14 protein-coding genes are annotated in these 13,794 nt (G+C 33.1%); all 14 read left to right on the forward strand.

The features are described from left to right. Positions 1–116 precede the first annotated feature (116 nt). The 14 genes from BLS22_RS02970 (at position 117) to BLS22_RS03035 (ending at position 13,761) form a co-directional block, all read left to right on the forward strand. Positions 117–836 carry an MgtC/SapB family protein gene (locus tag BLS22_RS02970; protein WP_090550107.1) on the forward strand — a complete coding sequence of 240 codons (720 nt, stop codon included), beginning with the start codon at positions 117–119 and terminating at the stop codon, positions 834–836. Between the two features lie 132 nt (positions 837–968). Beyond that, on the forward strand, positions 969–2,198 hold the full coding sequence (locus BLS22_RS02975) for a SpoIIE family protein phosphatase (RefSeq protein ID WP_090550110.1): 1,230 nt from the start codon (positions 969–971) through the stop codon (positions 2,196–2,198). A gap of 37 nt (positions 2,199–2,235) precedes the next feature. Next, positions 2,236–2,499, forward strand: coding sequence for an HPr family phosphocarrier protein (locus BLS22_RS02980; RefSeq protein ID WP_090550113.1), 264 nt, complete (start codon positions 2,236–2,238; stop codon positions 2,497–2,499). A gap of 101 nt (positions 2,500–2,600) precedes the next feature. After that, entirely contained in the window at positions 2,601–3,371 is a 771-nt protein-coding gene (locus BLS22_RS02985) for an IclR family transcriptional regulator (RefSeq protein ID WP_090550115.1), read from the forward strand. A 203-nt stretch (positions 3,372–3,574) separates the two neighbouring features. Beyond that, positions 3,575–4,222, forward strand: a complete 648-nt coding sequence (locus BLS22_RS02990) for a bifunctional 4-hydroxy-2-oxoglutarate aldolase/2-dehydro-3-deoxy-phosphogluconate aldolase (protein ID WP_090550117.1) — start codon at positions 3,575–3,577, stop codon at positions 4,220–4,222. A gap of 12 nt (positions 4,223–4,234) precedes the next feature. After that, on the forward strand, positions 4,235–5,257 hold the full coding sequence (locus BLS22_RS02995) for a sugar kinase (protein WP_330386456.1): 1,023 nt from the start codon (positions 4,235–4,237) through the stop codon (positions 5,255–5,257). Then, positions 5,232–6,206: a sugar kinase gene (locus BLS22_RS03000; RefSeq protein WP_330386457.1), complete on the forward strand. Its 975-nt coding sequence runs from the start codon at positions 5,232–5,234 to the stop codon at positions 6,204–6,206. The genes BLS22_RS02995 and BLS22_RS03000 overlap by 26 nt, the downstream gene beginning before the upstream one ends. A 152-nt stretch (positions 6,207–6,358) precedes the next feature. Further along, on the forward strand, positions 6,359–6,754 hold the full coding sequence (locus BLS22_RS03005) for a VOC family protein (RefSeq protein WP_090550124.1): 396 nt from the start codon (positions 6,359–6,361) through the stop codon (positions 6,752–6,754). 246 nt (positions 6,755–7,000) lie between these two features. Next, complete coding sequence (locus BLS22_RS03010) at positions 7,001–7,966, forward strand: response regulator transcription factor (RefSeq protein ID WP_090550127.1); 966 nt, start codon at positions 7,001–7,003, stop codon at positions 7,964–7,966. Positions 7,967–8,152: 186 nt separating this feature from the next. After that, positions 8,153–9,184 (forward strand): TRAP transporter substrate-binding protein, encoded by a 1,032-nt coding sequence (locus BLS22_RS03015; RefSeq protein WP_208974654.1) that lies wholly within the window; start codon positions 8,153–8,155, stop codon positions 9,182–9,184. 61 nt (positions 9,185–9,245) lie between these two features. Further along, positions 9,246–9,770 carry a TRAP transporter small permease gene (locus tag BLS22_RS03020; protein WP_090550129.1) on the forward strand — a complete coding sequence of 175 codons (525 nt, stop codon included), beginning with the start codon at positions 9,246–9,248 and terminating at the stop codon, positions 9,768–9,770. 35 nt (positions 9,771–9,805) lie between these two features. Next, on the forward strand, positions 9,806–11,098 hold the full coding sequence (locus BLS22_RS03025) for a TRAP transporter large permease (RefSeq protein ID WP_090550131.1): 1,293 nt from the start codon (positions 9,806–9,808) through the stop codon (positions 11,096–11,098). 43 nt (positions 11,099–11,141) lie between these two features. Further along, positions 11,142–12,782, forward strand: coding sequence for a sensor histidine kinase (locus BLS22_RS03030; RefSeq protein ID WP_090550134.1), 1,641 nt, complete (start codon positions 11,142–11,144; stop codon positions 12,780–12,782). 55 nt (positions 12,783–12,837) lie between these two features. Continuing rightward, positions 12,838–13,761: an AEC family transporter gene (locus tag BLS22_RS03035; protein ID WP_090550136.1), complete on the forward strand. Its 924-nt coding sequence runs from the start codon at positions 12,838–12,840 to the stop codon at positions 13,759–13,761. Positions 13,762–13,794 lie beyond the last annotated feature (33 nt).

Below are 13,794 nucleotides of genomic sequence, written 5' to 3' on the forward strand. Positions count from 1 at the left end.
ACTGGTTTATCCTTTTCCCCTGTATGACAAAAAATATAGTTATCTTAGAAGTTTACACAATATAATATAGGTAAGAGTAAAAAGGGAATAAATTTTCTAAAGAATGGTGGGAGGCGATGATTTCAAATATTGATTTAATAGTAAGATTATTTTTAGCTGGAATTTTGGGAGGATTAATCGGTTTTGAGAGAGAAGTAAACAATAGACCAGCAGGTTTTAGAACCCATATATTAGTTACGGTGGGGTCTTGTCTTATTATGATTTTATCCATCTATGGATTTATAGGCTTTGGATTAGATGGAAGAGGAGGAGAACCGGCTAGATTAGCAGCTCAGGTTATAAGTGGCATAGGTTTTTTAGGGGCTGGAACCATTATGCGGGAAGGTACTAATGTAAAGGGCTTGACCACAGCAGCTAGTATATGGATCAGTGGTGGAATTGGTTTAGCGGTGGGGGCAGGCTTTTATTTAGGGGCCTTTATTACTACTGGGATAGCTCTTTTTTCCTTAGCCAGTCTAGGACTTTTAGAGAAGAGGATGGTAAAGCTAAGAAGATACTCGGAGGTAAAGGTGGGGGGAGTAGGTCGTCCAGGGTTTATTGGAGATATTGGCACGGTTTTTGGTAGATTCCATATCAATATCAAAAATATTGTAGTGGAAAATGATTTGAACCAAGAGGATGATGAATATGAATACAATATTCAAATTACTTTTTTGGTAAGAACTCCTCCTAAATTAAACCGTGGGGAGGTATATCAGGGCTTAAAGAACATACAAGGCATAGAAAGTGTTGTATGGGATGGTATTCAGGTTATTCATAATAACAAAATATTGTAATAGACTTAGGACTTCCTAGCTAAATATAGTATAAAAATACAAGTTTTTTAAATAAATGTTGCTAATAAAAGAAATACAAGTTAAACTAGAATTAAATTACTATAGAAAACCTAGTAGAGGTTGGGATAAGAGATGACCTTTGGGAAAATATTAATATTAAGTAGAGAAAAAAATTCCTGTTGTGATATAAAAATTATGTTAAGAAAGTATGGGCATGAAGTTTTAGAAGAAAATCCAAGGGAAAACATATTAAATGAAGTGTTTCATATAATACCCCATATTATTCTTTTTGTTTTTACTGGTAAAGAGGGGGAGGAAGAAGATTTTCTAAATATAGGCAGATCCTTCAAGGACGATGAAAGAACAAAAGAGATTCCCATCATTACAATTTTTCATGATAGTAGAGATGAAGAAAAGCTGGAACATATTCCTATTGAAATGGATGATTATATAAGCAAACCCTTCAAAGAAAAGGATTTTATACTAAAAATTAATAATCAGTTAAAAATCGCTGTATTGCAGAAGAACTACCAGCAAACAAAAATGGCTTTAGAAGAAAGCTTAACAACAATTCAAAAACAAAAAATAGAGTTAGAACACAATCTAACCATGGCTTCTAAAATACAAGAGGCCCTTATTCCTAAAACCCTAGGCAACATACCAAACTGCTCTTTTTACTGGTATTTTCAGCCCTCTGGAAGAGTAGGAGGAGACATCTTTGATGTATTTATGCTGGACGAAGATCATATGGGATTGTATGTTATTGATGTTATGGGGCATGGAATTGCATCCTCTATGCTGGCTGTAGCTTTATCAGAATTTCTTATTCTTGATATAGACAGGGGGTCACCTTTAAAAAGAAAGACCCGCAAGCCCCCCTACTATGAAATCGTTTCCCCAGTAGAGGTAGTGGATTATTTAAACAAACGATTTCCCTTCACTAAATACCATCATTATTTCACCATTTTTTACATGGTTTTAAATGTAAAAACTGGCGTGGGAAAATATGTGAGGGGAGCCCATCCTACTCCACTATTGGTGAAAAGTAATAACGACATTGTAGAACTCCAGGGATACGGAACACCTGTGGGTTTTGAATTTACAGAAGGCTACGAAGAAAAATCCATTTACTTAGATCCGGGAGATCATTTAATTGTCTATACAGATGGATTATTAGAGCTTCCGGATGAAGATGGTAACAGCATAGAATATGAAGGTCTTATAGAATACATAAAAAGAGAAATAAATTGCAATCATCCTAATCATTACTTAACCTACAATATCAATCAACTGGCTCAATCTCAAGAAAAATTAAAGGATGATTTATCGGTGTTAGAAATGAAATGGGTGAAGTTTATATAGAAGGCTAATAATAAAAGCTGGAAAGGAAGGGATTAGCATGTTAGAAAAGAAAATACATATACAAAATGAGAAGGGAATAAATGCCCGACCAGCCAGTCTGTTGGTGAGGGAGGCCACTAAATTTAAAGCAGAAAGCTATATTATTAAGGATGGCAACGCCTATAACTGTAAAAGCATCATGAATATTATGAGTATGTTGGCTCGGCAGGGGGAAGAAATCCTATTGAGGGTAGAGGGATCTGATGAAGAAAAGGCCATAAAAGCCCTAGTTACTTTAATTGAGAACTTTAGGGATGAATAGAAAAGCATCGGTGGATGCTTTTTGGCTTTTGATAAGAGTAGTTATGTGGTAATATTATTGCTATTATAAAAAGAGCATAACAGAAAAAGGAAGTGTTTAAAATGAAGGAGTCAAGCCAAACAGTACAATCAGTAGAACGAGCACTAGCTATTTTAGAGGTTCTATCGGATTATGGTGAAGGTGTAGGTATTACAGAGCTTAGCACTAACATTAACCTACACAAAAGCACTGTACATAGGCTGCTATTAACTTTAATACAAAAAGGATATGTAGAGCAAAATCCCGAGACCAGCAAATATAAACTAACATTAAAATTATTTGAATTAGGGAATAAGCCATTAGAAAAGTTGGATATTCTCACGGTGGCCAAGCCCTATCTACACCAATTAAAAGAGGTTACCCATGAGGTTGTCCACTTAGTTATACGGGAAGGAACAGAAATCGTTTATATAGATAAGGTGGAGTCTGAAAATAAAATCAGGATGCACTCCCGTATTGGGACAAGAAGTCCTATGTATTGCACTTCAGTGGGAAAGGCGATTATGGCCTATTTACCAGAGGAGGAAGTAGAGAGGCTATGGGAGAATAGTGAAATAAAAAGACTTACCCCTCATACTATTACGGATTTAAATGTTATGAAGAAAACCCTAAAAGAAATCCGTCAAAAGGGGTATGCACTAGATGAAGAGGAAAATGAGCTGGGTATTAGGTGTATTGGAGCACCTATTTTCAATCATAGGGGAGAGTTAGCAGGGGCCATCAGTGTATCAGGACCAACCATCAGAGTAACAAAGGAAGTTGTAGAAGGCTATAAAAATCATATACTAGAATACAGCAAAAATATTTCTAAAGAGCTTGGTTACAGAGGATAGTGTAACCAAGCTCTTTTGTCATTTCCTAAAAATAACAAAAAAGTATGATTTTATATAAAAAAGAAAGGAAATAAGAAGTATATTAAGCTAACTCCCTCTAAACAACTTAAAATAAATTTCATCAGCTTGAAGATAAAGAGGATATTCCGTATAATGAAACTAAGGTTTGTGATATGAAACATAAAAACTAAGGAGGTATTCTAATGATTCCTAAAATAGAAACATTGAAAAAAATTGCAGAAGTGGGCATTGTTTCTGTAGTAAGAGCGGAAAACCCCGAAATTGCAGAGAAAATTGCTAAGGCTTGTATAGAGGGGAGTATCCCAGCTATTGAGGTAACCTTTACTGTGCCAGGAGCAGACAAAGTGATTACAGCATTAAAGGAAAAATTTTCAAAGGACGAGCTAATTGTAGGGGCCGGAACGGTACTTGATAGTGAAACCGCTAGAATTGCTATACTGGCAGGAGCTGAATATGTTGTTAGTCCATCCTTCGATTTGGAAACAGCAAAGTTGTGCAATCGATATCAAATCCCCTATATGCCCGGATGTATGACCATTACAGAAATGGTTAAGGCCATGGAGGCAGGAGCAGATATCATTAAGGTATTCCCAGGAAGTGCATTTGGACCAAGCTTTATTAAGGCTATTAAAGGTCCTCTACCTCAAGCGATACTAATGCCTACTGGGGGTGTAAGCTTAGATAATGTAGGACAATGGATTAAAAACGGTTGTGTAGCAGTTGGTGTAGGTGGAGAACTAACAGGTGGAGCCAAAACTGGAGATTTTCAATCCATTACAGAAACAGCTAAGCAATTCGTAGAAAAAATAAAAGAAGCTAGAGGAAAATAGGAGGTAATAATGATGAAAAAAGTAGTAACCCTTGGAGAAATTATGTTAAGATTATCCACACCAGGACATCAAAGATTTGTGCAATCCGACAGCTTTGATGTAAACTATGGTGGTGGAGAAGCCAACGTATGTGTATCTTTAGCAAACTATGGTTTAGACGCAAGATTTGTAACAAAAGTACCTAAGCATGAAATCGGCCAAAGTGCTATAAACGCTTTAAGGAAATATGGAGTTGATACAAAATATATCGCAAGAGGTGGAGATAGATTAGGTATCTATTTCTTAGAAAGTGGTGCTTCTCAAAGAGCTTCTAAGGTTATCTATGATAGAGCCCATGCTGCTATAGCAGAGGCAGATCCATCTGATTTCAATTGGAAAGAAATATTTGAAGGAGTAGATTGGTTCCACTTTACAGGTATTACACCTGCATTAGGAGATAAGGCTGCTGCTATTACACTAGAAGCTTGTAAAGCTGCTAAAGAAATGGGAGTAACTGTGTCTGTAGACTTAAACTTTAGAAAAAAATTATGGACTCCAGAAAAAGCCAATGAAGTGATGTCTCAATTAATGAGATATGTAGATGTATGTATCGGTAATGAAGAGGATGCCGAAATGGTATTTGGTATTAAAGCTGCCCATACTGATATTACAAAGGGAGAAATCGATCACAGTTCCTATGAAGCAGTAGCAAAGGAATTAATCAATAGATTTGACTTCAAATATGTTGCCTCTACCTTAAGAGAAAGCTATTCTGCTTCAGATAATGGCTGGTCAGCCCTTTTATATGATGGTGAAAAATCCTATCTATCTAAAAAATATGATGTGAGAATTGTAGATAGAGTTGGTGGGGGAGATTCCTTTGCCAGTGGATTAATTTATGGATTAATTACGGAAATGCCATTACAGAATGCATTAGAATTTGCAGTTGCTGCATCAGCTCTAAAGCATACAATTCCTGGAGACTTCAACCTAGTTGCTAAGGACGAAGTAGAAACCCTAATGAAGGGTGATGGTTCAGGCAGGGTTCAAAGATAGTATGGACCTTGTAACCTTTGGAGAATCTATGGTGTTATTTAATCCTGACTCTACCGGTCCACTTAGGTATGTTCATAATTTTAGCAAGTCTATAGCAGGGGCAGAGTCCAATGTAGCTATAGCCCTTGCAAGGTTAGGACATGATGTGGGATGGTTTTCCAAACTTGGAAACGATGAATTTGGAAGCTATATAAAATCTATTATAAGAGGAGAAGGAGTAGACGTATCTAGAGTTGTCGTTGATTCTGAAAATAATACAGGACTACTGTTTAAGGAAAGATTTGCTCATGTTGATCCTAATGTATATTACTATCGTAAGAACTCTGCTGCTAGTAACATGACTATAGAAGATTTAGATTTAGATTATATTAGATCTGCTAAAATTCTACATGTTACTGGTATTACTTTAGCATTGTCTGAAAATACTAGACAAGCTGTTTATAAAGCTGTAGAATTTGCTAAAGCTAATAATATATTAGTATCCTTTGACCCCAATATTAGATTAAAGTTATGGAGTATTGATAAAGCAAGACCAACTATACTTGATATTATACAAATGACAGATATTGTTTTTCCAGGTAAGGAGGAAGGAAAACTTCTACTTGGCACAGATAATCCTAAGCAAATTAGTGAAGCCTTCTTAAATATGGGCTGCAAAACTGTTGCTACAAAACTGGGAAAAGAAGGGTGTTATATTACCACAAAGCATCAAAGTGAAGAAGTTAGAGGATATACTGTAGAAAAGCCCGAAGATACTGTAGGAGCAGGAGATGGATTTGCTGCAGGGTTTTTATCGGGTATCTTGAAGGGCTTAAGCTTGAGGGAATGTGGTCAATTGGCAAATGCTGTTGGAGCAATGGCTACTTTGGTAAGAGGAGATATGGAAGGATTTCCAACTCTTGACCAAGTAAAAAAGTTTATGGGAATTGAAGAACATATAGAGAGATAACATTACATACAAATAAATGATACTAAAACAAATTAACCCAATTATATATATATTTATCCTCCCCTTTTATTTAGGACAACAGCTTATCTACCTACCCCATATAGATAAGCTGTTGTTAGTATAGAGAAAAAACATTAAAGGAGCTGATCGAGATGTTAACCCTTGAGCATGTAGGTATTTGTGCTAAAGATACAGTGGCATTAAAAGATTGGTATGTCAAGGTATTTAATTTCAAAATTGTATATGATAATAGAAAGGAAAAACCTACTTATTTTCTACTGATGGAGGATAATAGTATGATTGAAATTTATCCTGCTGATCATGATAGTGAGGTCAGAAGCAATAAACATCAGGGAATTCGTCATTTATCCTTCGATACAGATAATATCGAGAAGGAATACCAAAATCTTTTGAATCACAATGTAGAGATTATTGAAGAGTTAAAAGAAAATGCAAAAGGTATCAAAACAGCATTTTTTAGAGATATAGAAGGAAATATTATTCATTTTATTCAGAGACCTGTGAGTTTGTATTTTAAAAAAACCTAGATGATTATATAAACAAATAGAATCTTTGAGACTTAGATTAAACATACAATAAATTGTTAAAAAATACTATTACTTTAAACAACAGTTGTGAAATTTATGATTAATTAGTAAAATAAGAATACTGGTGTGTGCATAAAAGATATTAATTGTTTTTCATATCTATGTTTTTTTAAAAAATAATAGGTAAATTTATAGCAGGAAAATTAATGAATAATTTATTTTATTATTTTACTGGGGGGGAGCGGTATGAACAGACTTTTAATTGTCGATGATGAACTAATCATTCGTACTGGATTAGTTAATAAAATTAAATGGAAAGAGATAGGTATAGATGAAGTGTACAGTAGTACAAATGGGGTTGAGGCATTAAAGGCTATAAAAAAAGTAAAACCTAATATTATCTGTACGGATATTAAAATGCCTAAAATGAATGGAATAGAATTAATCAAAAATATTAGGCAACAAAACTTAGATGTTGAAATTGTGATTTATAGTGGATATGGTGAATTTCGATATGCACAAGAAGCATTAAAAAATAATGTAGACAATTACATTTTAAAACCTACTAAGATAGAAAAGATTACTGATATATTTATAGAAATTGTAAAGAAGATAAGTTTGAAGGAAAAACAGGAGAAAAAAATTCAACAATTACAAGAGGCATATGAAAAGTACATAAATTTAATAGAAAACCTAACATCTATTTCGGATTTTAGAAAAATTATAACAAATGAAACCAATAATAATTTTGACTTACTGAATAGTCTTGAATCAATTGATAAGATAGAAACCTATGAAAATTACTGGGATAAAATAATGGGCGATGAAGCGAAAATTACTGATGAATTTAATCAACAAATCTTAATGGCTTCAAAGCATGCAATATACACAGCAAAGAAGTATATAAAAGCGAATTACAATAAAAATATATCGTTGAACGATGTAGCTAAGGAAGTTTATATGAATCCATCTTACTTTAGTCATATATTCAAGCAAGAAACAGGGACAAATTATATTAATTACTTAACTAATTTGAGACTAAAACAAGCTAAACATTTATTAAAATATACTAAAGCTCCAATCTACCAAATATCCGATGAGATAGGATATAAAAATTCTAAATATTTTAACAAACTTTTCAAAAAACATATTGGACTAACTCCTTCACAATTTAGAGAAGCTCCAAGAGATATATCAATGCCTTTAAAGTAAGCTTTACTTATGAAAATAGTGTTTTGATAAAATTCTTTAAAATAATTTAGCACAAAGGTTTGTTTTACAAAATCAAAAAATAAGTTACCACTGCCTAAAAATAAAACGTTTCCATTTGATTGAATATTAAGTATTATTTAATTGTATTCAATTAAAAACTTTGATTTATAAAAAGGAGGAAGGAAATTGAAAAACAGATGGAAAAAATTAAGTTCAATATTAATTAGCTTAGTTTTAATTGTTTCTCTTACAGCATGTGGTCAAAATACTAGCACAGATTCTAGCGCTGACTCTAGTAGTGAAGGAGAAGGCAAAGATAAGCAACCAATTATTATGAGGTTAGCTGAAAATCAACCAGATAACAATCCTGTATCAATTGCAATGTATAAATTTGCAGAGCTTTTAGATGAAAAAACTAATGGTGAAATTAAAGTAGAGGTTTATACCGGTGCTCAATTAGGACAAGAACCAGAAACCATTGAGCAAGCACAGGTAGGGATTGTGGAATTCACAAGAGTAAACTCTGTTGTATTAGCAGAAGTTGCAAGTGAAATGGGAGTTTTTACACTACCATATATTTTTGCAGATAATGATCATAAATATAGAGTTTTAGATGGAGAAATTGGACAGGAAGCATTAGATGCTTTGGAACAGTATAATCTAGTAGGCTTTGGATATATGGAGGCAGGAACAAGACATTTCTATACTACGAAACCTGTTAGAAGTTTAGAGGATCTAAAAGGAATGAAAATTAGAGTTCAACCCGCACAGATTTCAATAAAAATGACTGAATTGTTAGGCGCTACACCTACCCCTATGAATTATGGAGAAGTATATAGTGGATTGCAAACTGGAGTTATCGATGGAGCTGAAAATGACTACGTGAGTTATTATACATCTAGTCACTATGAAGTAGCAAAATATTATATTTTAGATGGTCACTTAAGCCCTCCAGCTTTGTTAGTAATGAATAAACAAGCATTTGATAATCTTTCTAAAGAGCATCAAGAAGCAGTTCAAGAAGCAGCTTGGGAAGCAGCACTATATGAGAGAGAATTGATGTTTGCATTCCAAGAAGAGTCTAGGGATAATGTAGTGCAAGCAGGCACGGAAATTATTGAAGTAGATGTTTCAGAATTCCAAAGTGCTGTACAACCAATTTACGAAGAGTTTCCACAATATAAAGATATAATTGAAAGAATTAGAGCATTACAATAAAATCAGAACTTATTAGATGCGGCAAAATTGTCGCATCTAATTAATAATAGAGGTGAAGCTAATGAATTCAATAAAAAGAATGATAAGATTTTTAGATAAATCATTAGAAATCGTATCAATGATTTTACTAGTATTGATGATTATAGTAACAGTGTACCAAGTCATTCTACGATCAATTTTTAATAATCCTACTAGTTGGTCTGAAGAGATAGCTTTACTATTCATGATTTGGTTTGGATATTTGGGAGTAGTAAATGGTGTGAAGGATAGGACTCATATTACTGTAGAAGCATTGTCTTCAAGACTAAGTCCTAGAATACAGAGAATTTTAGAAAAAATTAGCGATGTTCTTATTTGTGGTTTTGGAATTTTGATGATAAAGGAAGGAGTCGTCCTTTACAACATATCTAATATGCAAAGACTTCCCGCTACTCAGATTAATAAAGGTATGATGTACTTAGTACTCATTATTTGTGGGTTTATGATGGTAATTTATACTACACTTCAGATATTAAATATATCAATAGACAGAGAAGAGAAGTTGACTTTAAAAAGCAATACTAATGCTACTGAAGAATTATTATAATGTTCATTTAATTTATTATAGAAAGAAGTGAGACAATGACAGTAGAAATAATAGGGATTACAATTTTATTAGGAATCTTCTTTTTACTGATGTTTTTAAAAATTCCTATTGCTTTTGCTATGGGGATATCATCTATAGTTACAGCAATATATCTTGACATTCCAACAATTATGGTTTTTCAAAGAATGGTTAACGGGTTAAACAGCTTTACTTTTTTAGCAGTACCTTTCTTTATTGTAGCGGGTCAGATAATGTCGGAAGGGGGAATATCCAAACGATTAATTAAGTTTTCTAATGTACTAGTTGGAAAAATTCGTGGGGGGATGGCAGTAGTAAACGTGTTTGCAAGTATGCTTTTTGGGGGAATATCTGGGTCCTCTGTAGCAGATGTTTCATCAATTGGTTCTTTCTTAATACCAATGATGGAGGAAAATGGATATGATAAAGACTACTCAGTAGCTGTAACCGTAACATCTTCCGTACAAGGTGTCATCATTCCCCCTAGTCAAAATGTCATTTATTATTCTTTAGCAGCTGGAGGTTTATCGGTAGGAAAACTATTTCTTGGTGGATATATCCCGGGTATTATTCTTGGACTTGCCCTCATGTTTTTAAGCTATGGGATTGCAGTAAAGAGAAACTATCCTAAAGGACAAAGCTATACACTTAAAGAATCGATAAGCATTATTTTAGATGCTTTGATTGGATTATTTACTGTTGTTATTATCATGGGTGGTATATTGTTTGGAATTTTTACAGCGACAGAATCAGCGGCTATTGCTACTGTATATGCCTTTATAGTAACTTGGTTAGTTTATCGTGAGTTGGGACTTAAAAAAATGTATAAGGTCTTAAAAGATTCTGTTCAGACTTTATCAATTATTGTAGCTATTATAGGAACATCATCGGCGTTTGCTTTTTTATTGGCTTATTTAAGAGTACCGACAATGGTAACCAATCTTCTGTTAGGTATATCAGACAATAGAATAGTCATAATTCTGCTTATCAATCTATTATTATTGGTATTAGGGATGTTAATGGATATGGGCATATTGATTTTACTTTTGACCCCTATATTATTACCTGTGGCTATAGAGATTGGGATGGATCCTATCCAGTTTGGAATCATGATGATGCTGAATCTAGGTATAGGCTTATGTACACCGCCTGTAGGCACATCTTTGTTTGTAGGTTGTGCTATAGCTAAGTTAAAGATTGAGAATTCAATAAAAGCTTTGCTGCCTTTTTATGCAGTTATGGTTGCAGTATTATTGCTAGTTATTTTTGCTCCAGGTGTTGTAATGTTCTTACCGAATTTAATGGATTAAAGACCATCTAAAATAAGGAATTTGCTAGAAATCAGGTGTTGCAATGGGAGATAAAACTTTAAAAAAACTGTTTAATTTTAAACAAAATCCTATAGGTATTTTATTCTTAATTATCTGTTTTGTATGTATTATCTTACCTATGAGCTTTAATCAGTTTTTATCCTATAACAATTATGTATTGGATACAAGAGAGCATATTATAGAAAGTAACTACAAGGCGTTGTCTGATATAAACCATTCAATTTATGAGTTTACTGTTAGGATAGAAAATGAACTAGAGTATATATCAAGGAATACGGTAATCAGCAATTATACACAAGAAACAGAGGAAATGGACATAGCGTTGGTGTTCAATGATTTTATTAGGCTAAATAAAAAAATTGGTAACATTTATTTTGTAGACGTTAAAAATAGGGACTTGTTTTTAACACAAAATTTAGAAGGATTAGTCTCTTATAAGGGTAAGCAACAAATATATAATTCTAGCGAATACGATATCTATAGCACGGCCTATAACGGATTACAAGTGAAATGGCACCCCTATCATATAAGCGGGATTACAAATCAAAGAGTCATAAGTGCTTTAAAAATTATATACAATTGGCAAAAAAGTGAGGTTGTAGGGTATATTGTCATTGAAATACCTTTAGAGGTTTTCTCAAGCTCGATTACTCATAATAACTTCGGTCAAAGAAACCGAGTTATCGTACTAGATAAAAATAATAATGTTATAGCCCACACCAATGAATTTTATCTAGGGAGAGAGTTTGAAAATCAACAAATTATAGATGCTTTAGATACAAACTTTCTAGGAGATTTATTTATTAATGATTATTACTCCACAGGATATTATAACTATAGAAAATTTCCTAAGCTAGATTTCAATTTAATTGCGTATGTCCCCCAATGGCATTTTAGTAATTTGGTGAAGCCTATGAGGAATTCAAGTATGACAGTTGTTGCTATAAGCATTGTTTTCGGCATAATTTCTTCCATAATTTTAGCCCAATATCTAATTTCTCAAATCAAAGTCAGAGAACAAAAGCAAGAGCTAAAGAGAAGAGAAACAGAGCTAAATGCTTTGCAAGTACAGATTAATCCACATTTTTTATACAATACGCTAGAATCAATTAGATGGATGGCAGAAATTGATAATGCTACTGAAGCAGTTGATATGATTATGGCTTTGAGTGAACTTTTCAGAAGAAGTTCAAAAAACCCTAATGATTTGGTTACTGTTGAGGAAGAAATAGAATGTTTAAAGCATTATCTATTTATTCAACAAAAGAGATACGGCGATAAATTTGAAGTAGCATGGAATGTCCCTAAAAATCTTCTAAAGTGCAAAATGATAAAATTTATCCTACAGCCTATTATTGAAAATTGCCTTGAGCATGGCATTGCCGACCTAGAAGAATATGGAAAAATAACTATTAGAGCATGCTTAAAAGAAAAAAGCATAAACTTTACAATTGCTGATAACGGCAAAGGAATAGACTCTAATAAACTAGAACTAATAAGAAATAAACTTGAAGGTATAAATACTGAAAAAATAGGGATAGGAATTTCCAATGTACATGAGCGGTTAAAACTATATTATGGAAATGAATATGGAATTGAAATTAAAAGCTGTGAGAATAAAGGAACTGAAATAACAATTAAATTAGGTGTGATACCAAGCTAAAATTTCTTTTTCTAAGAATGTATAAAAATCCTATAAGAAACTGAGGAATAGTATAATGCATGAAGCTTTGAGCAATCTTATTTCCATGGTTATGTTGATAACCCTTGGATATATAATAAGGATAAAGAAAACCAGCTTAGATGATTTATCCAATATCGTAGTAGACATATGTCTGCCAGCACTAATACTATATAGTACTATTACAACCTTTTCTAAAGAAGTATTTCAACAAGCAGTATACACCTTTGTATTAGGAATAGTAGCAGCACTTATAGGATTAGTTTTGGGAATTTGTGTGTTAAGATTTCTAAAAATCCAGCAAGAAGATCGAGGAGCATTTCTAATTACTTCTTCATTTGGCAATACGGGTTTTATTGGGTTGCCATTAATAATGTTGCTGTTTGGCCAAGAAGGTCTTCTGTTGGCAGTTTGTTTTGATTTTGGCATGAACATAATCTTATGGAGTATTGGTATAAATATATTACAGAACACAAACAAACTTTTTACTATAAAAACCATAAAGAATCTTGGCAATCCTTTTATCCTAGCTATTATTGCAGGCATATTAATAAACATATTAGAAATAGAGGTACCTAATGCATTTCTTACTTTTATAGAATCCCTAGGAAACATTGCTTCGCCTATTGCCATGATATTTATTGGGTTGATGTTAAAACAAATGAACTTTAAAGATACAAAACATAGCAAGAGTGTTATAGCATTAATAGTAATAAAGTTAATTTTGGTACCGTTTTGCATATTCGTTATATCAAAAACTATGTTTATCGATGAAATTGTGGTAGTTGTTTCTTTACTTCAATCAGCTATGCCATGTATGGCTAGCGCACCTATTATTGTAAAGAGATTTCAAGGCGATTCCACTTATCCAGCTATAGGTGTATTACTATCTACGATTATATCTATAGCAACTATACCTCTATTAATTGGATTAGTTCAAATGATTTTTAATGTATTCTAAAGGGGTATATGTTCTTATCAAAATATAAATGTA

The sequence above is a fragment of the Natronincola ferrireducens genome, assembly GCF_900100845.1.
Taxonomy (GTDB): Bacteria; Bacillota; Clostridia; order Peptostreptococcales; family Natronincolaceae; genus Natronincola_B; species Natronincola_B ferrireducens.